The sequence below is a fragment of the Sideroxydans sp. genome (assembly GCF_054604835.1).
The window spans coordinates 489642-510331 of the sequence record NZ_JBTSFG010000001.1 but is presented as its reverse complement, the minus strand read 5'-3'; the positions used below and the strand labels follow the sequence as shown (position 1 = coordinate 510331).

Below are 20690 nucleotides of genomic sequence, written 5' to 3'. Positions count from 1 at the left end.
CAGCGATTCGACTTCCCCATACATTCACGCACGACTTGCAGTTCGTTCAAGGCACATCGCACCGCATGCACGGTGAGAGGCCAACGACAAATACTTTCGAAACGGCCAGAGCCGTTCGCCTAATGGGGGGGTGCGCTTGAGCGCATGTAAGTTATGTCATACACAGCCCAAGGCGTCGCGACCGCCCCCTCACACTTTCCCTCATAACCTATGATGGGCAAGCCAGCAGATCATCCGCACGCATGGAAACAGTACAGAAACCTCCTGCTGCTGGCTGCTGCATACTTCGCCGGCGCAAGGCTCGGGCTGTATTTCCCGACACATGACGACCACATCACCCTGTTCTGGCTCCCGACCGGCATGGCCGCAGCCATCCTGTTGCGCTGGGGCTCGCCCCACAACATTGCCGGCATCTTTCTCGGCGCGCTCATATTCGATCTTTCGCTCGACACCTCCACTCCGCTATCACTACTGAGTGCGGCGGGTAACACGCTGACACCGGTCACTGCTGTGTGGCTGCTGAAACGCTGGGGGTTCGACCCATCATTCACCCGCCAGCGGGATCTGCTGGCACTGATCGTCACTTCGGCGATCAGTCCCGTGCTACCCGCGATCATAGGCACCGGCACGCTGTGGATGGGGGGCCTGCTGCAACCGTCCGGCATACCGCTTGCCTGGTTCAACTGGTGGCTGGGTGACCTCATCAGCATCATGCTGGTCAGTCCGCTGTTACTGAGTCTCAATAGATCGAGCATCGCAGAACTACTGCAGCACCCTTTGCAACTTTTGCTCTGTACCTTACTGCTCGCACTCTCTGGCTGGGCAGCCTTCATCTATACATTCGAGGGACACAATCTGCCACTGGCCTTCCTGCCCATGCCCCTGGTGCTGTGGGCCGCACTCAGGCTGGGCGTGACCGGTGCCTCGATCTCCGTACTGGTGCTGGCAATGATCACAGTGATAGGCACCGCTTTGGGAAAAGGCATCTTCGGCGAATTGCCGGATGTCGAAGGCATGTATCTAGCCTGGCTGTATATGTTCACTGCCTCCCTGATCGGCCTCATGGTTACGACCATGCTGGGCGAACGAAAGAACTTGCTCGCATCGCTGCAGCGCGCGAACGAAATGTTGTCGCTGGCGCAGCGCACCTCAAAGGCCGGCGTATGGGACTGGGACCTGAAAACCGGCAAGCTCACTTGGTCGGACGAACTGTTCATGCTGTTCGGCCTCGAACCAAGGAAATCCGAGGAGACCTTTGAAACCTGGCAGAGCCTGCTACATCCTGAAGATCGCAAAGCCGCCCAAGACCGGGTCGCCGCGTCCCTGCGTGACAGGACGCCGCTCTATAACGAATACCGGGTGATACTGCCAGACGGTGAAACCAAATGGATCGTTGCCATCGGCAGCACCCGCCGCGACTCCGACAGCGGAACGGAACGGATGACCGGCTTGTGCGTCGACATCACACAGCACAAGCTGGCGGAGGAACGCATCCTCTTCAACGAAGCCTTGCTACAGCAAACGCAGGCCGTAGCCCATGTCGGCAGCTGGCGACTCGACCTGCAGCGGGACGAACTGGTCTGGTCCGAAGAGACCTACCGCATCTTCGGCATTCCACCCGGCACCCCCCTCACCTACAAGCACTTCCTCGATCATGTACACCCGGATGATCGGATCAGGGTCGACGCCGCATGGCGCAAAGCACTGCAAGACGGCAGCTATCTCACCCAGCACCGCGTCCTCGTCAACGGCGAAACCCGCTGGGTGGAAGAACGCGCATACATACTCTTTGACGCCAGCGGTGCGCCGCACACCGGCACGGGTGCCGTGCAAGACATCACTGCGCGTGTCAGGGCGGAAGAGGAATTGCTTCATTCATTCCGTATGCTCGAAGAGAAAGAGCTTTCCAAGACCCGCTTCCTTGCTGCGGCCGGCCATGACCTGAGGCAACCTGTCGCAGCCGCCAACCTGTTTGTCGATACCCTCAAACTCACTTCCCCCACCCCGCGCCAGAGCGAAATCATCGAGCGTCTGGATCAATCCATGAAGGTCTTCTCCGGCCTGCTCGAGCGCCTGCTGGACATCTCCAAATTCGATGCGGGACTGATCAAACCCCAACTCACCTCTGTCGACCTGTCCGAACTATTCAACTGGCTCGCACAAAACTTCGCCCAGAGCGCACAAGACAAAGGATTGGACTTCCGCCTGCGGTTCCCGACGCGACGTTCACTAGTCGTGCGCACAGACATCGGCCTGCTGCAATCCGTCTTGATGAATCTGGTCACCAACGCCATCAAATTCACACCGCGTGGCGGCATTCTGATCAGCGCCCGACAGCGCGGCAGCCACATCCTGATCCAAGTATGGGATACCGGCATCGGGATCGGCGAGGCTGATGTCCAACACATCTTCGAAGAGTTCTTTCAAGCATCCAACCCGCAACGCAACCGTAACGCGGGGCTGGGACTGGGTCTCTCCATCTGTCAGCGCGCCATGGCCCTGCTGGACGAAAAAGTGACTTGCCGTTCGCGCCCTGGATCCGGCTCTGTGTTCGCATTCCAACTCCCGCTCAATGGTGAAGCGCACGAGATCGAACATATCGCACCCGTAATCCTGCAGGATGACATTGCCCATGAACGACTGATCCTGGGCAAACGTCTGGTCGTGGTTGAGGACGACGCACTGGTGGCAACCGGCCTTATCAATCTGCTGCAAGGGCTAGGTGCGGAGGTTCTGCACTTTTACTCCGCAGAAGACACGCTGCGCCATTCAGACATAGGCAATGCCGACTTCTTCATCGTAGACTACTCACTCAACGGAAATCTCTCCGGACTGGAACTGTTGCGCATCCTTCAGCAACGACAACTCGCTCCCTTGCGCGCCGTCATCATCACCGGCGAAACCTCCTCCGGCTTCATCAACCTGACCAGCGATATCTCCTGGCCTATGCTCCACAAGCCGGCCAACCTCGCCAGATTGCTCGCTGCCCTGCACCGGCAGACGCCAACCTGAAACCTGTAGAACCCGGCACACCATTGACAGCATCACCGTAAGCCCATACATTCACGCACGACTTGCAGTTCGTTCTAGGCACATCGCACCGCATGCACGGTGAGAGGCCGCAGACGAGATCCCCGGAACAGGAGGCTGGCGCAAGACATGATTCCCACACCAACGGGAACAGCCGGCAACAGACTTGTTCGACCAAGGGGAGAAAGACGATGAAGTACCTGTTCGCAGTCATCACATTGCTAGTCCTGACATGGCAAGCGAATGCGCTGGACCAATCCGACACCGGCAACTATGCCGTCGTCCATCGCGACGGCCACATCACCGACTTCAGCTTCTTTGTCGCACATAGCGATGGCCAATGGAGCGTCGAACAACGCCAGCCTGACGGCACCTGGGCCAGCGCCACCTGCGGCCGCAACTGCCTGCTTAAAGAGTCACAGCCTGCCGATCTTGCCCGCTTCTTTTCTGAGAACGAACTGCAAGAGACCCGCCCCTCGTGCGTACACAACAAGGCATTCGCCTTCTGTCGTCAGGATGCACTGTTCCGCCCCAGCGAAAAGGAATACACCCTCGTCGCGCTGATGATGGCGCAGCCCATCCAGATCCAGCTCAAAAGAATGGAAGTCGGCTGGCGGGATCCGCAAGGCCGCATCCAGCCAGACTCCGATGCCAGAAAAGCACAGAATGGATTCGGCGGATGGCTGCTCGTCACCTCGGATGACGATTGGCGAACCAAATGGGAGACGCAGCCGGACGCCATCCCCCACTTCAGCATGGCCGAGACCGTTTCCAAAGGTAAGCCCATCTACGCCCTCACCTTCTTCAGCAATCCCAAGCTCGATGAACAAGGCAGTGCCGACATCAGTTGCGACATCGACCTGCGCAAGCCGGACGGCAGCGCCTCATTCCAGCAGACCGACGCCACCTGTTTCAAAGGCACGCTCAAAGGCCAGCCGAACTACCTCTACCTCTCCGCGCCGGTCATAAAATTCATCGGTGAACAGGAAGACCCCTACGGCGCATGGCAAGTCAGCATCACCCTCAAGGACAACGTCGGACGTACCAACCTGCCGCTCAAGACTTCGTTTATCCTGCAGTGAACAACTGAAGGGAATATCCGCATGGAAATGAAGAAGATCAACTCCGGCAAACTGCGCGCCATCGGCTACGACACACGCGCCCGCATCCTGCAAGTGCAACTGGACAACGGCGACGCATTGCAATACCTTGGCGTCGGGGATGACCTCTGGCGCAGACTCGCCAGTTCGGGTGCGGCGTGGAGCTTCTTCCGCGACAACATCCAGGAAGAGTTCACCGTAAAGAAGGTGTCGGCCTATGCACCCGCAGGCACAAACCCGCTGGATGAACTGTTCGGCCCAAGTGAATAAACACCGAATGCATCGCACCGGCTATATCAATATCAAGAGGAGGAAACCATGAGCCAATCCGACCACGATTCCATCATCCTCAGCGAAGAAGGTGAACACGACGGCAAAACCGTCATCCTCCAGCGCTGTCCCAAGCACGGCATCGTGTTCCTGCCCAGCGAAGGCTGCCCGGAATGCGCCAAGGAGAAGGAAGCCGCCGGCAGCTAACCGGCTAACCGGAAGCGTGGGCAGATTTCGGCATCAATCCTCCGCCACCGCCCCTCCATCCATACCGGCGGCCCTTTCGGCCTGCTCGTTCATCACAATGATGCTGATACGCCGATTGCTGGGACTGAACGGATCACCCGCATCGAATAAAGCAGAAGAAGCCAAACCGACCACACGCAGGAATTTCTCCTCATACAAGCCGCCCGCCACCAATTCACGGCGTGCCGCATTGGCCCTGTCCATCGACAACTCCCAGTTCGAATAATTGCCCGCGCCGCCCTGATAGGCTCGCGCGTCGGTGTGCCCCGTCATACTCACCTTGTTCGGCACGCTATTCAGCACCGTGCCGATCTCGCGCAATATATCAACAGTGTAAGGCTTCAGATTGGCGCTACCCAGATCGAACATCGGGCGATTCTTCTTATCCATGATCTGGATACGCAGACCATGGGTAGTAATGTCGATCAGCAACTGATCCTTGAACTTGCGCAGGTTCACACTCGCATCAATCACCTGCTCGAGATGTTGCTTCAACTCAAGCAATCTGGCTCGTTCCGCGCGTTTCGCATCCCGGCGACCATCGCTCAGATCGAAGCGGTTCGTATGCTCCTCCGCCCCCCTCTTCAATTGGGCAGCGCCCTCCTCGATGCTGTTATTTCCCACATTGATGATATTGCTTCGGTCGGTCATCGCCGGCCCGCCGGCGAAGGCCACCATCAGCGGTGTCTGGAAATATTTCGCTATGCCGCGCAGGCGTGCCTCATCGTTACTGCCCAACAGCCACAACAGCAAAAAGAACGCCATCATCGCGGTCACAAAATCGGCATACGCGATCTTCCATGTTCCGCTCTGATGCGTCTTCTTAACCAGCTTGGTGCGCCGGACAATGATCGGTTTGTGCTTCTTCTTGTCTGACTTTCTTGAAGTCGGCCTGTCCACTGCCATGGTGTCCCCGTATTGGTGATACGCACCGAATCCGGGATAGCAGAATGCCGAAAGATAATGAGGAATGACTTACCTTGCGGCCCCGCTGGCACTCGACAATTGGTCGAATAGGAACTAGTCCCTTAGCCCGGAAGCTTTGCGTCCCTGCCTTTCGACAGGTTTGCCTATGTGTTCACTGATACAGATACCAGCGCACACGCTCGGATAGATATCCCACCCAAGCGGAGCGGATTGTCACACAAGAAAGCTCATTCAACCATCAGAAAATCCCTGCACAACAAATCGTTCAGCACCTCAAACAGCGCCTGCCCCCAAAGGATCACCTACAGACATCAGTCATGGAAAGATCGACTTGGGTACAATCCATACATCCAGCCCCCTGCCTGATTGCACCATGAACAAATACAACATCACCGCAGATATGCCCTTCGTACAGGTGCAACACCAAGGCACTTCCATCACCATCCAGCGCGTGCAAGACCCTGCCGCGACCATCCGCACAGAATATGCACCCACCGCGCGCGCCTGCCCGCCCTACTGCATCCAGCCAATGCGCCTGGCAGCAGGCATCGAAACGTTCGGCGAACTGGAAGTGTTGGATTATCTGAAGCGCATCGCAGCGGGTGACACGCAATACATGGTGGTCGATTCGCGCACCCCGGACTGGTACGAGAAAGTCACCATCCCTGGCGCGGTGAACGTGCCCTACGCGCAGAACATGGCCGGTCAGGCGACTGACCTGCCCGGCGTGAAAAAGACTTTAGTGGAACTGTTCGACGTGAAAGAGAACAACGGCAGCTACGACTTCAGTAACGCCCGCACCCTCGCCATCTTCTGCAACGGCCCTTGGTGCGGCCAGACACCGAACTATATCCGCACGCTGCTCTCCTTAGGCTACCCCGCCGACAAGCTCAAATGGTATCGCGGTGGCATGCAGGACTGGTGCTCGCTCGGGCTCACCACCGCCTGAGCCAAACTTATCCCCACTCGATCTCGACCGAGCCGCAGTTGTCCAACTTCTGCAGACAGGCCGTTTCCGGTGTCGCGCTCAACAGCGTCAGCGCCGCGATGATCGGGTTCTCGTGCGACACCACCAGCGCCATCGCCGGCGGATGCCGAGCTGCCGCCTCATCCAGAAAACTGCACACGCGCTCCATCTGCTCGGTGAACGACTCGCCCCTGGGCGGTTTGATGTGCAGATAGTCGGGACGCACCAGATCGTTGAACCTATCCACATGCTGCCCGTCCATGCCTGAGATGCGCTCGTTCAATCGCGCATCCACCACCGGATGCAAGGCATGGTGTTTCAGCAGGATGTCCATCGTCTGCTGCGCACGGGGGAACTCGGACACATATGCATGCGTGAACGGCATCCCGCGCAAACGCTCGGCCGCTACATCTGCCTGCTGTCTGCCGCGCGCAGTGAGATTCACGACTCGCTTGGGATCATCATTGATCTCGTGGATCACATTACCTTCACTCTCGCCGTGGCGCACCAGAACGACCTTCATCTACCTACCCCAACTATCACTTCAGCGTAAGCAGGAAGATGTTCTCCTGCATGCGTGTCACACCGCGCGCCTTGAAGCGCGGCTCCCGATCCAGAATATCCACCTGCTTCAGCAGATCGATCTTTGCATACTGCTCATAGAGCGCCCGCACCTGTTCCACCGACACCGCGAACGGCGGGCCCGGCATCTCCTCCTGCGGATAATCGAAAGTCACCAGTAATACCTGCGTGCCGGACGGCAATATCTCCGCCAGATGTTGCGCATAACGTTCACGCATATCCGCCGGCAAGGCCACCAATGATGCACGGTCATACACCGCATTCACACGTTCCATATCTTCTTTGCGCAGATCAAAGAAATCCCCGCACAGGATGCGGATGCCATCCGCCTCGCAGCACTCGAACTTCTCACTGTGCGTATGCGCAGGGGACTTGCCCTGCTCCGAGAAAAAGTCGCGCACCGCGATCGCACTCAGCTCCACGCCTAGCACGCGATGCCCCTGCCCGCGCAGCCACAACATATCCAGACTCTTGCCGCACAAGGGCACGAACACATCGCCATCCTGTGCAGACTTCAGCGTCGGCCAAAATTGCTGCAGATACGGATTGATATCGTTCTGATGAAAACCGATCTCCGCCCGCTCCCACCGCTCCAGCCAAAATTCCTTCTTCATAATTTTCCCCTATTCAGTTTTCCGTTCGCCCCGAATCCCACGCATAGCAGGCGTATCCAAGGGCCAAATATCGCATGCTTCGAGTGTAGCAACCAAGCTGACATACAAAACCCCGCTTGCAGCATTGACAGCCATAACTGCCACGCCTACAGTTCAGGCAACGATGCGCACAACGCACATCACACGCACAGTCGATCAAGCAAAGGGGATAACACCCGATCGCGAACCACACCGGCCCCTCTCAGCCCAGCATGGATCAAGAACGGCGCCGGTCTAGTCAGTATGGCAATCAAACAATAGCGAGGCCATCATGTCCGATCTTTCATCTGCACCACAAACAAAACCAAAGAAAGACACCATCCAGTCGGTAAAAAGGTTACTGCTCATCCTGATCGGAGCGGTATTCGTCAGCGAAGTGTTCGTGATGGAAGTGGTGCGTCTGTTCCCGACCATGAGCAGATTGAACAACACCCTACTCGATGCCACCTTGCTGTCTCTGCTGCTCTTCCCCTTCTTCTACTATCTGATCTTCAGACCCCTGATCAGGCGTATCGCCGAATCCAGACAGATCGAGGACGATCTGCGCATCGCCGCAGTCGCATTCGAGATCAAAGACCCCACCGTCATCTCCGATGCCGATGCCAATATCATCCGGGCCAACGAGAAGTTCCTTGCCAAATCAGGCTACACCATGGACGAGATTGTTGGAAAGAATCCGCGCATCTTCAAATCCGGCCTGCATGACAAACCCTTCTATGAACAGATGTGGAAGCGACTGCATGAAAGAGGTTCATGGTGCGGCGAGATACGCATCAAGAACAAGGACGGTCGCATCCTCCACCCCTTCTGGCTCACCATCACCGCCATCAAGGACGAACAGCAGAAAACCACACACTACATAGGCATCTACAACTTCTGACAGTTAGTGGGACAGGAAACCTTCCGGGGGCAAACATAGATTGACACCGTCCACCCTGCCCCCTAAAGTTCGCACCAACTTGCAGATTCGCTCAACGCACATCGCCCCGCACGCACGGCGCGAGGCACGCAGCGAGATCCCCGGAACAGGAGGCCGACGCAAGACGAGATTCCCGCACTGACGGGAACAGTGTCAGCTCATAACTTGTTCGCAAAAGGGGAAACACAATGGCTTCTATTCCAAAGAAAGTTTCTGAGCGTCTGGTAAGTGGCATCAAGAAATACCAGACGATCCTTGCTTCTGCAAAATCACGCGATGTAGGTGAAGCAGATACCGTCACCATCATCAAAGACATGCTTCAAGACATTTTCGGGTATGACAAATACTCCGAACTGACTTCCGAATATGCCATTCGCGGAACCTACTGCGACCTCGCCACCAAGATCAACGGCGTCCTTCAAACTCTCATCGAGGTGAAAGCCATCGGTCTGGATTTAAAAGACCAGCACGTCAAACAAGCCGTCGATTACGCAGCTAACCAAGGCGTTGATTGGGTACTGCTCACCAACGGCATCTGCTGGCGCGTCTATCACCTGACCTTCGCCAAGCCAATATCAAGCGAACTGATCGTTGATATTGATTTCACAACACTCAACTCACGCAGTCTGCACGACCTTGATCTGCTCTACTTGTGGTGTAAGGAAGGATGGCAACGATCCGTCTTGGGCGAATATCACACCCAACAACAAGCCCTCTCCAAATTCTTTATCGGAGCCATGCTGCAATCAGATTCAGTTCTGGAAGTAATCCGCCGAGAGCTTCGCCGTGTGTCGCCAGACGTGAAGATCGACATCGAGCAAATCAAAGGTGTGCTCGTGAATGACGTCATCAAGCGCGATGTCATTGAAGGTGAGAAAGCCGAAGAAGCGAGAAAGAAAATTACCAAGGCTGCATCAAAATCTTTGCGTGCAACAGCAGTAAAAAAGAACCCGCAAGAATCTGCACCAGTTGCGCAAGCTAAACCATTGTGATGCTGATTCTTTCATTTTGAAACTGCACTAACCCCTATTCAAGGATTTTGTAATGAGCAAAACGGCATATTTTTCAGCAAACTTTGGCGAAGAAGGTGGGCTTCATGAATGGAAAACTCATGAAGAAATTATTAATTGGATTAACCAACTTCAACAGCAATGGAGTTGGTTAAGCGGACAGGGGCAGAACTCTACAAATCAGGCGTGGCAAAAAATTCATTCGAGTACATCTGCAATAATTAACCACCTACAGCAATCAATTAACTTTCGAAACCAGAACAACATAGCGCATGCAGATAATCAATTTACTGCTGCACGTACTGCCCTTGAAAACTTAATTCGTCAATTCCCATGGCTACTACCGAATTCTGCAAAGAGGAAGTTTGTTGAAGAAGTTCGAGATACAAGGCATATATTAGAAGCTGGAATCATTGTTGCAAGCTGGATGGGTATTGAAATAAGCGGCGCCCCCATCCGTTTTATTATTAACGCACTTCTTCAAGAAGGACTGTTTGAGCGAGGCATAAAAGATCGATATAAAACTGAAGCCTCATCTCTCAAAAGATTAGCCGGTGAAGTGCAAACCGCACTGACTCACTATCAAGAAGAAGAACGTACTCAAACCAACCGCTTTAATGAGTTACACGAGGTGTTTATTCAGCAGCAAAATTCTCAGCAAGAAGAATTTAACAATAATCAGTCAACTCGATCTGCTGAATGGGACAAACAGCGCGATTCATCCGAAAAAGAACTTGAGAACATTAAGAATACTTACGACCAACATATGGCCTTAGCTGCACCAGTAGAGTATTGGGAATCAAAACGAAAAAAACATTTAACACTTTCGCAAATTTCAGGCGCTAGTGTCATCCTAGGAATGATTGCTACTGGAGTATTTATTTCTTCGACGATGAACTCCATTAGTCTCGCACTGAAACCAAATATTTCTGGAACTGTTGATGCAGCAACATCATCAGTTCCGGCCACATCGACAATATCCAAGATTTCTGCTTCGCTCCTAACCTCATGGGATGTCGCCGCCTTCATCATGGTTGCTGTCCTTTGTTTTTGGGTACTGCGTCTACTTGTGAGAATATTCTTGAGTAATATGCATCTTGAGAACGATGCTGCAGAACGAGTCACAATGGCAAAAACATATCTATCGCTAATTCGTAATGATAGCCTTTCAAAAGAAGGAAATATCGATACGGTACTGGCAGCGCTATTCCGCCCTACTGGAGATGGCATAGTTAAAGATGAAGGCCTTCCCCCATCAATGATGGAGTTCCTTACAAAACTAAGATAGTGGCAGTACAAGTAGCTTCAAATAAAAAGGCGACCTCCCGGTCGCCTTTTTTCATTCCATCTACAACACCCAACCTACCCCACCCACTTCCTAGCATTCTGGAACATGCGCAGCCATGCGCCGTTCTCTTGCCAGTCTTTTGGATACCAGGAGTTCTGCACGGCACGGAACACGCGCTCGGGGTGCGGCATCATGATGCTGAAGCGACCGTCGGCGGTGGTGAGGCCGGTGATGCCTTGCGGCGAACCGTTGGGGTTGAGCGGATAGGTCGTGGTCGGTTTGCCGTAGTGGTCGATGTACCGCAGGGTGACCACTTCCTGCGCGGCATGCAGGCGCTTGGTGTTGCCGAAGTCGGCATAGCCTTCGCCGTGCGCCACGACGATGGGCATGCGGCTGCCGGCCATGCCGTCGAACAGGATGGAGGGTGATTCCTGCACTTCCACCATCACGAAGCGCGCTTCGAATTGCTCGGACTGGTTGCGGCCGAAGTGCGCCCAGTTGTCCGCACCGGGGATGATCTCGTGCAGGTTGCTCATCATCTGGCAGCCGTTACACACGCCCAATGCGAAAGTGTCGTTGCGGTTGAAGAAGGCTTCGAACTCGTCACGCGCACGCGGGTTGAACAAGATGGACTTGGCCCAGCCCTCGCCCGCACCCAGCACGTCGCCGTAGGAGAAGCCGCCGCAGGCGACCACCCCTTTGAATTCTTCCAGCTTCACACGACCAGCGATGATGTCGCTCATATGTACGTCCACCGCTTGGAAACCCGCGCGGTCGAAGGCAGCTGCCATCTCGACATGGCCGTTCACGCCCTGCTCACGCAGGATGGCCATCTTGGGACGTGCATTGATGAAGGCCGGGGCGACGTATTCGTTCACGTCGTAGCTCAGCTTCACATGCAGGCCGGGGTCTTTCGCGTCGAGGATGCGGTCGTATTCCTGTTGTGCGCAGGTCGGGTTATCGCGCAGCTTCTGCATCTGGTAGGTGGTCTCGGACCACATGCGACGTAACACGATGGCATTCTCTTCGTAGACCGTCTGCTTGTTGCGCATGACGTTGAGCGTGCCGCTGGTGTTGAGGCGTGCTACTTCGTGCACATTGACCAGACCGGCTTCTTCGCACAGCACAAAGATATCGGCCAGATCGGCACGGCGCACTTGCACCAAGGCACCCAGCTCTTCGTTGAACAGCACTTCGAGGTCGTCGCCCTTCAGTTCGTCCAGCATCACATCCAGACCAACATGCGAAGCGAAGCTCATCTCGGCCAGTGCGGCGAACATGCCGCCATCGGAACGGTCGTGATAGGCGAGCAGTTTGCCTTCGCTATTGAAGCGCTGGATCAGATTGAAGAATGCTTTGAGGGTGTTGGCATCGTCCACGTCCGGCGCGATGTCGCCCACTTGTTTGTAGACCTGTGCCAGTGCGGAACCGCCGAGGCGATTCTTGCCACATCCCAGGTCAATCAGCAGCACCACGGTGTCGGTGTCGGCCACCAGTTGCGGGGTGAGTGTCTTGCGCACGTCCGGTGTGGGGGCGAAGGCGGAGATGATCAGCGACAGCGGTGCCGTGACGGTCTTCTTCTCGCCGCCCTCTTCCCATGCGGTCTTCATCGACATGGAATCCTTGCCGACCGGGATGCTGATGCCGAGTTGCGGGCACAGCTCCATGCCGACCGCTTTCACAGTGTCGTACAGCGCGGCGTCTTCACCGTGGTGACCGGCGGGGGCCATCCAGTTGGCGGAGAGTTTGATGTCACCGATCTTGGCGATCTGCGCGGCGGCGATGTTGGTGATGGCTTCGCCGATGGCCATGCGACCGGAAGCCGGTGCGTCGATGACGGCAATGGGGGTGCGTTCGCCCATGGCGAAGGTCTCACCCGCATAGGTGTTGTAACCGAAGGTGGTGACGGCCACATCGGCCACCGGCACTTGCCACGGGCCGACCATCTGGTCGCGTGCGGTGAAGCCGCCCACGGTACGGTCGCCGATGGAGATGAGGAAGGTCTTGTCGGCCACGGAAGGCAGACGCAACACGCGCTCGGCGGCGTCCTTGATGGCGATGCCGCTGGTGTCGAACTTGGTCAGTGCGACTTGCTCGCGCTTCACGTCGCGCGTCATCTTGGGCGGCTTGCCCAGCAGCACGGAGAGCGGCATATCGACAGCGTTGTTGTCGAATTCGTTGTCGTGCACCACCAGACGGTCTTCATCCACCGCAGTGCCGAGCACGGCGAACGGACAACGCTCGCGTTCGCACATGGCCTGGAATTCTTCCAGACGTTCTGCCGGGATGGCGAGCACGTAACGCTCTTGCGCTTCGTTACTCCAGATCTGCATCGGCGACATGCCATGTTCTTCACTCGGCACTTCGCGCAGTTCGAAACGCGCGCCCATGCCACCGCCGTGCACCAGCTCCGGTAAGGCGTTGGAGATACCGCCCGCGCCCACGTCGTGGATGGAGAGGATGGGGTTGTTCTTACCCATCTGCCAGCAACGGTCGATGACTTCCTGCGCGCGACGTTCCATCTCGGGGTTGCCGCGCTGCACGGAATCGAAGTCCAGATTCTCGGCGTTGGAACCGGTGTCCATCGAAGAAGCCGCACCGCCGCCTAGGCCGATCAACATGCCGGGGCCGCCCAGTTGGATGAGCAATGCGCCCTTGGGCAGATCGGATTTCGCCGTGTGGTCGTTGCTGATGTTGCCCACGCCGCCGGCCAGCATGATGGGCTTGTGATAGCCGCGCACTTCGCCGTTCACCTTCTCTTCGAAGGTGCGGAAGTAGCCGGTGAGGTTGGGACGACCGAATTCGTTGTTGAACGCGGCGCCGCCCAGCGGGCCGTCGATCATGATCTGCAAAGGTGAAGCGATGCGGCCCGGCTTGCCGATGGCGTCCGCTTCCCAAGGCTGGGCGAAACCGGGGATGTTGAGGTTGGACACGGTGAAACCGGTGAGGCCCGCCTTGGGCTTGGAACCGATACCGGTCGCGCCCTCGTCGCGGATCTCGCCGCCGCTGCCGGTGGCTGCTCCCGCGAACGGAGCGATGGCGGTCGGGTGGTTGTGTGTCTCCACCTTCATCAAAATATGGGTGAGTTCATTGCTGAATTCGTAGCTGCCGTCCGCACGCGGGTAGAAGCGCTCGAACGCCGCGCCTTCGATGACGGAGCAGTTGTCCGAATAGGCGATCACCGTGCCTTCCGGGTGCAGCTTGTGTGTGTTGCGGATCATGCCGAACAGCGAGATGGCTTGCTGTTCGTCGTCGATGATCCAGTCGGCGTTGAATATCTTGTGGCGGCAGTGTTCGGAATTGGCCTGCGCGAACATCATCAGTTCGACGTCGGTGGGGTTACGTCCCAGCTTGTTGAAGTTCTCCACCAGATAGTCGATCTCGTCCGACGACAGCGCCAGACCGAGTTTACGGTTGGCGACTTCAAGTGCCGCTGCACCGCCTGCGAGGATGTCCACGCTGGACAGCGGCTGCGGGGTGCCGTGCTGGAATATCTGCGCTTCGATACCGTCGGTGTCGAACACCACGGACTCGGTCATGCGGTCATGCAGCAGCGGCAGCACGGCCTGTTGTTCGGCGGCCGTCAGTGGCTTGCCGCTCTTGCTCTTCAGGTAATAAGTGACGCCGCGCTCGATGCGCATCACCTGCGGCAGTGCGCAATGACGCGCGATGTCGGTGGCTTTGGATGACCAGGGAGAGATGGTGCCCAGGCGCGGCACGATCAGCACGGACTGCGTAGCGGCATCGGTCTTGGGTGCGGCGGCATGTTCATCCAGGCTCAGCAGGCGTTGCAGCAGCGCCTGTTCGTCTGCGCCGAGTTCCTCGGAAAGCTCGGTGAAGTAGCAATGTCGGGTGTCTTCGAGGGTGACGCCGCTGCCGGTGGCAGCAAGGGCTGCACGCAGTTTGTCGAGACGGAAGGATGAAAGAGCGGCTTTACCTGTCGAAGTGAGGAACATGGCTTGGATAAACGGCGTTGAAAACAGGCAGCGATTATAATGCAGCCGACTCTCTACGACCCGAGGAAAACCGCATGAAGCTCCCCCGCCCTACCCCGATCACCCAAAAACAGGTCGCCGCCTTCCTGAAACCGCGCCAGAAAGACAGCCATAAGGGCAATTTTGGCACTGTCGCCATCATCGGCGGCGGGGACGGGATGATAGGCGCGGCCTTTCTGGCGGGGCGTGCCGCGCTGAAAATGGGGGCGGGCGCGGTACATGTCGGCCTGCTGGCGGACAAGATGCCGGCCGTGGATATGCGCATGCCGGAGCTGATGGTGTACCGCGCGCAGGACGCCCTCAAGCTGCCGGGGTTGGACGTAGTCGCCATCGGCAACGGCTTGGGCCGCAGCATGCCCGCTCAGAAATTGCTGTTCGATGCGATCAAGCTGGAGGTGACGCTGGTGCTGGATGCGGATGCGCTGAACATTCTGTCCGAACGTCCCGACCTGCGAGGCATGCTGTTCGAGCGCAAACGCCCCACCCTGCTCACCCCGCATCCCGGCGAAGCCGCGCGCTTGCTGCATAGCAAGACAGAGGAAGTGCAAGATTCGCGCGTCGCCTCGGTACTGGACATCGCCAAGCGCTATCACGGCAGCGCGGTACTGAAAGGCGCGGACAGCCTGATCGCTTCCGCCGACGGCAAGGTATACGTGAACAAGACCGGCAACCCCGGCATGAGCGCTGCCGGCATGGGCGATGTGTTGAGCGGCATGGTCGCCGCCTTCATTGCGCAGGGCCTGACTGCCGACGAAGCCCTGTTGCTGGCAGTGCATCTGCACGGCGCGGCCGGCGATGCACTGGCCGAACAGGTCGCCACGCTGGGCATGAGCGCGACCGAAGTGACCGAATGGGCGCGCTGGTTGTTGAACCAGATGGCACCCCACTGAGATAACCATGGGTGACCCGCTCTACCGCTACATGATGATCATCGTCGCCTGCGCCGCGCTTTTGATCGGCCTGCAGGTGCCGAACTTCGTCGATCAATACCAGAAGCGCGTGGATGCACATCTGCGCGAAGTCACCGTCAATCTGCAGCCGTTCCAGGTTATCGCCGACAAATATTTCGCGGGCGATATGGACAAACTGATCGCGCTTCATCGCGGCAGCAGCGAGAAACCGTTTCAGGAAGAAGGCTCGGCCCTCGAACAGATGGTGCAACGCAAGTTACGCTTCGAAGCGGATTTGGCTGCGCTGCAGGCGAGTATGCCGGTCAAGGCCTTCCGCGTGATGTTCCAAGGCGACCGCGAAATGATCGACGAGACACTGGGACAGTTCAGTTACAACTTGCCGATGAATCAGGACGCGTTGTTCTTTGGCGCGGGCTTCGCTTTCTCTTTTCTGTTGATGCTGGAAGCATTGCTCGCACTGGCACGCCGTTTGACCCGTAGAACCTTTAATCCGACCCCATCCAAAATACAGTAATGAGTTATCCCATAGACATCAGCGAAGAAGCGGGCGTCCGCTTCCTTCATTTCGGCTCACTCTGGATACAAGGCGCGATGCGCATCGCCCGCCCGTGGAATCTGGAACTGGAATACACCAAGGAGATGATGGCCAGCCTGCTGCTGCGCGACGGCGTGCGCTTTCCGCGCCGCGTGCTGCTGATCGGTCTGGGCGCGGCTTCCATCACCAAGTTCTTGTACCGCAACTATCCGCTGTCGCAACTGACGGTGGTGGAGATCGAACCCGGCGTGGTGGCGGCAGCGAAGCAGTTCTTCAAGTTGCCGGAAGACCCGCTGCGCTTGAACATCGTGATCGGTGACGGCGCGCGTTTCGTGGAGGAATACGACAAGCAGTTCGATCTGATACTGGTGGACGGCTTCGACGAGAATGCTCGCGCGGGTGAACTCGACACTTCGCCGTTCTATGAAAGTTGTTACGCGCGTCTGAACGAGAACGGCATCATGGCGGTAAATCTGCTCGGCCGCACGCGCGGCTACAAAGCCAGTTTCGATCGTATCTCAGAGACCTTCGATGGTCGCGCGCTGGCGTTCCCGTCGTGCGACAGCGGCAACGTCATCGCCTTCGCGGCACGCGGCAAACCGATCAAAATGTCGCTGGACGATCTGAAGGACGATGCGGAGAAGATGAAGAACAAAACCGGCTTGAATCTGCTGCCGACCATCACCCGCATCGAACAAGCCCATACCTGCAAAGGTGGCATGCTCACGATTTAATCTCCGCGTCACAGGAAATGTGTAGAATCGCCGTCAGCGACGGGCTTTCAAGCGTAGTCCGGCATACCGAATTTCATTAAAAGGGGAACATCATGGCAACTGCAAAATCTGTAAGCACCACCAAGAAGGCCGCGACTGCGACCAAGAAAACGACTGCTGTGGCCAAGCCTGCTGCAAAGAAGGTCGCTGCTGCCAAACCAGCCGCGAAAAAAGTTGCCGCCCCGAAAGCCGTTGCGAAGAAGCCTGTGGCTGCAGCCAAACCCGCAGTGAAGACGGCAGCAAAACCCGCCGCCAAAGCTGCCGCTCCCAAGAAAGTCGCCGCAAAAAAACCCGCCGCGAAATATGTTCCTTCACCGGAGCAGCGTTATCGCATGGTGCAGGATGCAGCTTATTTCCTGGCTGAGAAGAACAGCTTCGCCGGTGGCGCGATGGACTACTGGATCGCCGCCGAAGTCCAGATCGAGACACTGCTGTCCGGTAAGTGATCCTTCAGTCTTGCGGCAAAGTGTTGCCGCACTCAACGACATAACGCACATACGGCAGGGAGATATTCTCTGCCGCAATGACGCCCAGCAACTGGTTGGCACGCGTGGGTTCGAGCACGAACTCCACCTGTATCGGCAGATCCGCACCCAATTCAAAAAAAGTCTCTTCGTGCAAGCGACCGTGTCGCCCGAAACCCGCGACTGCGCGGAACACGGAGCCACCCGGCGCACCCAGTGCACGTGCCGTTTCCAGCAACCACTCGGACATCGATTTGCTTTGATGCAGTTGTTTCTCGGTCAGGTAGAACTTGAGATAGACATTGCTTTGCATATCACGCTCCCGCATTGAACCATTTGAAAGTCTGTATCCCCAGCACAGTCATCAGCAACGAACCGCCGAGGTGTGCCGCGACGATGCCGGACGCCCAAGCATACTGCCCGCGCATCAACAGGGTGACAGTCTCGGCCGAGAATGTCGAGAAGGTCGTCAGGCCACCCAGGAAACCAGTGATGATGAGCAAGCGCCATTCCGGTGACAGACCGGGATGCTGCATGAAGAACGCGATGGCGACACCAATCAGGTAACCGCCGACCAGATTGGCGGCGAGTGTGCCCGGCGGCAATTCAGCCATCGTGGGATTGAGCCAGATGCCCAGCCCCCAGCGCAGCCAGGCACCGCATGCAGCGCCCAATCCGACAGCGAGGAAGGCATTGAGCGTCAGCATTCTGTGTCAGGCCGTACCGCCCACGGTCAGTCCGTCGATACGCACAGTCGGTTGACCCACACCCACCGGCACACTCTGCCCTTCCTTGCCGCAGGTGCCGACGCCGCTGTCGAGTGCCATGTCGTTGCCGATCATGCTGATGCGTGTCAGTGCATCCGGGCCGTTGCCGATCAGGGTGGCGCCTTTCACCGGATAGGTGACTTTGCCGTCCTCGATCATGTAGGCCTCGGTGGTGGAGAACACGAACTTGCCGCTGGTGATATCGACCTGTCCTCCGCCGAAGTTGGCGGCATACAGGCCGTGCTTGACCGAGGCGATGATCTCTTCCGGCGTCTTGTCGCCGTTCATCATCATGGTGTTGGTCATGCGCGGGATGGGCAGATGGGCGAACGATTCGCGGCGCGCGTTGCCGGTGACCGGCACCTTCATCAGGCGCGCGTTCATGCTGTCCTGCAGATAGCCGCGCAGGATGCCGTCCTCGATCAGCACGGTGCGCTGGGTGAGGTTTCCTTCGTCGTCGATATTGAGCGAACCGCGCCTGTCCTTGATGGTGCCGTCGTCCACCACTGTGACGCCTTTGGCAGCCACACGTTTGCCGACACGTCCGGAGAAGGCGGAACTGCCCTTGCGGTTGAAGTCGCCTTCCAGTCCGTGACCCACCGCTTCATGCAGCAGGATGCCGGGCCAGCCGTTGCCGAGCACCACGGTCATGTTGCCTGCAGGGGCCGGACGCGCGTCGAGGTTGACCACGGCCTGATGCACGGCTTCTTTGGCGTAGCGTTGCAGGATCTCTTCGCTGAAGTAGTCGTAACCGAAACGCCCGCCGCCGCCCGCCGAACCCTGTTCGCGTTTGCCGTTACCTTCGACGATGACTTGCAGCGAGAGGCGCACCAGCGGACGGATGTCGGCGCTCATCAAACCGTCGTTGCGCGCCACCAGCACCACTTCGTATTCTCCGGACAGATTGGCCATCACCTGCGTCACACGCGGATCGAGTGCACGCGCGATACGTTCCAGTCTTTCCAGCAACGCCACCTTGTCGTCGGCGCGCAGCGAAGCGATGGGGTCTTGCGGCAGATAGAGTTCGTGCGCCTTGCTGCGGCGCAGGATAGGCGCGGTCTGGTTGCCGCCCTGGCGCGCGATGGCGCGTGTCGCAACGGCGGCCTGTTGCAATGCTTCGAGGGTGATGTCGTCGGAATAGGCGAAGGCGGTCTTGTCGCCACTGACTGCGCGCACGCCCACACCCTGATCGATGTTAAAGCTGCCGGATTTGACGATGCCCTCTTCCAGCGACCAGCTCTCGGCGCGGCTGTACTGGAAATACAGGTCGGCATAGTCGACCTTGTGCGTCAGCATGTTGCCGAACACTTGTTGCAACTGGGCTGCTTTCAGGCCGTGGGCGTCCAGCAGGGTGTGTTCGGCGATCTTGAGGGTGCTGGCGCTCATGTCTTGTCGCAGCAGGTGCAGCTGATGGTGCGATGAGTCAAGGCGGGCAGACTGCTACGCAAACTCTTCTGGTATGAGGTGTTCACGTCGGCGATGACCACGCCGGAACCGCGCTGCAGTTCATCCATGATGCGGCCCCACGGGTCGACGATCATGCTGTGGCCGTGCGTCTCGCGTCCGCTCACGTGGTACCCCCCCTGGGCGGCGGCGATGACGTAGGACAGGTTCTCGATGGCGCGGGCACGGATCAGTGGTTCCCAGTGCACCTTGCCGGTGGTGGCGGTAAAGGCGGACGGCAACACGATGATGTCCACATCCTTCATGGCGCGGAACAGCTCGGGGAAGCGCAGGTCGTAGCAGATAGCCAGACCGATACGGCCGAACGGGCTGTCGACCACGACGACCTTGTCACCGGCTTCGATGGTCTGTGCTTCGTTGTAGCTTTCGTTGCCCAGAGTCAGGTTGAACAGGTGGATCTTGTCGTAGCGCGACACCGGCGCGCCGGTCTCGTCATACACCAGCAGACTGTTGCGCACCTTGTTCGGTGTGTTCGACACCAGCGGCAAGGAACCCAGCAGCCATATCTTGTGCTTGCGTGCGGTCTCGCTCATGAACTGCTGGATCGGACCCTGGCCAGGCTGCTCGCACACTTTGACCTTGTCCTGTTCGTTCATGCCCATGATGGCGAAGAACTCCGGCAGCACCACCAGTTTTGCGCCCTGCCCGGCAGCGTCTGCCACCAGACGCCGCGCTTCGCTCAGGTTGCCTTCGACATTGGGACCGGAAGCCATCTGGATGGCGGCGACCTTGAAAGCGCTCTGCTGCGCGGCGATACGGGCTTGAGTGGAATCAAGAGAGCTCATGTTG

Annotated in this window: 20 protein-coding genes and 1 riboswitch; of the genes, 12 read left to right on the top strand and 8 right to left on the bottom strand. The window is 57.5% G+C overall.

All coding sequences use genetic code 11. The features are described 5' to 3' along the window. Nucleotides 1-210: 210 nt before the first annotated feature. The 4 genes from ACYCZ5_RS02430 (at nt 211) to ACYCZ5_RS02415 (ending at nt 4607) form a co-directional block, all read left to right on the top strand. A complete protein-coding gene (locus tag ACYCZ5_RS02430; RefSeq protein ID WP_461543174.1) occupies nt 211-3012 on the top strand; it encodes a PAS domain-containing protein in 2802 nt (933 codons plus the stop codon). Between the two features lie 209 nt (nt 3013-3221). Beyond that, nucleotides 3222-4112, top strand: a complete 891-nt coding sequence (locus ACYCZ5_RS02425; protein ID WP_461543173.1) for a hypothetical protein — start codon at nt 3222-3224, stop codon at nt 4110-4112. Nucleotides 4113-4133: 21 nt separating this feature from the next. Further along, nucleotides 4134-4400, top strand: coding sequence for a KTSC domain-containing protein (locus ACYCZ5_RS02420; RefSeq protein ID WP_461543172.1), 267 nt, complete (start codon nt 4134-4136; stop codon nt 4398-4400). Nucleotides 4401-4448: 48 nt separating this feature from the next. After that, nucleotides 4449-4607: a hypothetical protein gene (locus ACYCZ5_RS02415; RefSeq protein WP_461543171.1), complete on the top strand. Its 159-nt coding sequence runs from the start codon at nt 4449-4451 to the stop codon at nt 4605-4607. A gap of 33 nt (nt 4608-4640) precedes the next feature. Here ACYCZ5_RS02415 and motB read toward each other — a convergent pair whose 3' ends face one another. Continuing rightward, a complete protein-coding gene (gene motB / locus ACYCZ5_RS02410; protein ID WP_461543170.1) occupies nt 4641-5552 on the bottom strand; it encodes a flagellar motor protein MotB in 912 nt (303 codons plus the stop codon). A gap of 72 nt (nt 5553-5624) precedes the next feature. Next, nucleotides 5625-5727, bottom strand: a riboswitch (cyclic di-GMP riboswitch). 219 nt (nt 5728-5946) lie between these two features. On the opposite strand from motB, the gene ACYCZ5_RS02405 reads away from it, so the two are divergent. Beyond that, a complete protein-coding gene (locus ACYCZ5_RS02405; RefSeq protein ID WP_461543169.1) occupies nt 5947-6522 on the top strand; it encodes a rhodanese-like domain-containing protein in 576 nt (191 codons plus the stop codon). Nucleotides 6523-6529: 7 nt separating this feature from the next. On the opposite strand, the gene ACYCZ5_RS02400 is transcribed toward ACYCZ5_RS02405, so the two are convergent. Both ACYCZ5_RS02400 and ACYCZ5_RS02395 read right to left on the bottom strand, forming a co-directional pair. Continuing rightward, on the bottom strand, nt 6530-7063 hold the full coding sequence (locus ACYCZ5_RS02400) for a histidine phosphatase family protein (RefSeq protein ID WP_461543168.1): 534 nt from the start codon (nt 7061-7063) through the stop codon (nt 6530-6532). A 16-nt stretch (nt 7064-7079) separates the two neighbouring features. After that, entirely contained in the window at nt 7080-7736 is a 657-nt protein-coding gene (locus ACYCZ5_RS02395) for a thiopurine S-methyltransferase (protein WP_461543167.1), read from the bottom strand. 310 nt (nt 7737-8046) lie between these two features. Between ACYCZ5_RS02395 and ACYCZ5_RS02390 the strand changes: the two genes are divergently transcribed. From ACYCZ5_RS02390 to ACYCZ5_RS02380, 3 genes are all read left to right on the top strand, one after another. Then, nucleotides 8047-8655: a PAS domain-containing protein gene (locus ACYCZ5_RS02390; protein WP_461543166.1), complete on the top strand. Its 609-nt coding sequence runs from the start codon at nt 8047-8049 to the stop codon at nt 8653-8655. A gap of 227 nt (nt 8656-8882) precedes the next feature. Then, a complete protein-coding gene (locus ACYCZ5_RS02385) occupies nt 8883-9686 on the top strand; it encodes a type I restriction enzyme HsdR N-terminal domain-containing protein (protein ID WP_461543165.1) in 804 nt (267 codons plus the stop codon). A 52-nt stretch (nt 9687-9738) separates the two neighbouring features. Beyond that, nucleotides 9739-10992 (top strand): DUF6161 domain-containing protein, encoded by a 1254-nt coding sequence (locus tag ACYCZ5_RS02380; protein WP_461543164.1) that lies wholly within the window; start codon nt 9739-9741, stop codon nt 10990-10992. Between the two features lie 74 nt (nt 10993-11066). On the opposite strand, the gene purL is transcribed toward ACYCZ5_RS02380, so the two are convergent. After that, a complete protein-coding gene (gene purL, locus ACYCZ5_RS02375) occupies nt 11067-14948 on the bottom strand; it encodes a phosphoribosylformylglycinamidine synthase (protein ID WP_461543163.1) in 3882 nt (1293 codons plus the stop codon). 74 nt (nt 14949-15022) lie between these two features. On the opposite strand from purL, the gene ACYCZ5_RS02370 reads away from it, so the two are divergent. From ACYCZ5_RS02370 to ACYCZ5_RS02355, 4 genes are all read left to right on the top strand, one after another. Next, nucleotides 15023-15877 carry an NAD(P)H-hydrate dehydratase gene (locus ACYCZ5_RS02370; RefSeq protein WP_461543162.1) on the top strand — a complete coding sequence of 285 codons (855 nt, stop codon included), beginning with the start codon at nt 15023-15025 and terminating at the stop codon, nt 15875-15877. 7 nt (nt 15878-15884) lie between these two features. Beyond that, nucleotides 15885-16412, top strand: a complete 528-nt coding sequence (locus tag ACYCZ5_RS02365; RefSeq protein ID WP_461543161.1) for a DUF2937 family protein — start codon at nt 15885-15887, stop codon at nt 16410-16412. Next, complete coding sequence (locus tag ACYCZ5_RS02360; protein WP_461543160.1) at nt 16412-17167, top strand: fused MFS/spermidine synthase; 756 nt, start codon at nt 16412-16414, stop codon at nt 17165-17167. Before ACYCZ5_RS02365 ends, ACYCZ5_RS02360 begins: the two co-directional genes overlap by 1 nt. A 92-nt stretch (nt 17168-17259) precedes the next feature. Continuing rightward, nucleotides 17260-17652 carry a DUF2934 domain-containing protein gene (locus tag ACYCZ5_RS02355; RefSeq protein ID WP_461543159.1) on the top strand — a complete coding sequence of 131 codons (393 nt, stop codon included), beginning with the start codon at nt 17260-17262 and terminating at the stop codon, nt 17650-17652. A 4-nt stretch (nt 17653-17656) separates the two neighbouring features. On the opposite strand, the gene ACYCZ5_RS02350 is transcribed toward ACYCZ5_RS02355, so the two are convergent. The 4 genes from ACYCZ5_RS02350 to ACYCZ5_RS02335 are packed head-to-tail and all read right to left on the bottom strand — an operon-like array spanning nt 17657 to nt 20686. Further along, the gene (locus tag ACYCZ5_RS02350; protein ID WP_461543158.1) at nt 17657-17983 is read right to left on the bottom strand and encodes a DUF190 domain-containing protein; all 327 of its coding nucleotides are present in this window, start codon (nt 17981-17983) and stop codon (nt 17657-17659) included. 1 nt (nt 17984) lies between these two features. Beyond that, on the bottom strand, nt 17985-18377 hold the full coding sequence (gene crcB / locus ACYCZ5_RS02345) for a fluoride efflux transporter CrcB (RefSeq protein ID WP_461543157.1): 393 nt from the start codon (nt 18375-18377) through the stop codon (nt 17985-17987). A gap of 6 nt (nt 18378-18383) precedes the next feature. Then, nucleotides 18384-19823, bottom strand: coding sequence for a metalloprotease TldD (gene tldD / locus ACYCZ5_RS02340; protein ID WP_461543156.1), 1440 nt, complete (start codon nt 19821-19823; stop codon nt 18384-18386). Beyond that, on the bottom strand, nt 19820-20686 hold the full coding sequence (locus ACYCZ5_RS02335) for a carbon-nitrogen hydrolase family protein (RefSeq protein WP_461543155.1): 867 nt from the start codon (nt 20684-20686) through the stop codon (nt 19820-19822). Before ACYCZ5_RS02335 ends, tldD begins: the two co-directional genes overlap by 4 nt. Nucleotides 20687-20690 lie beyond the last annotated feature (4 nt).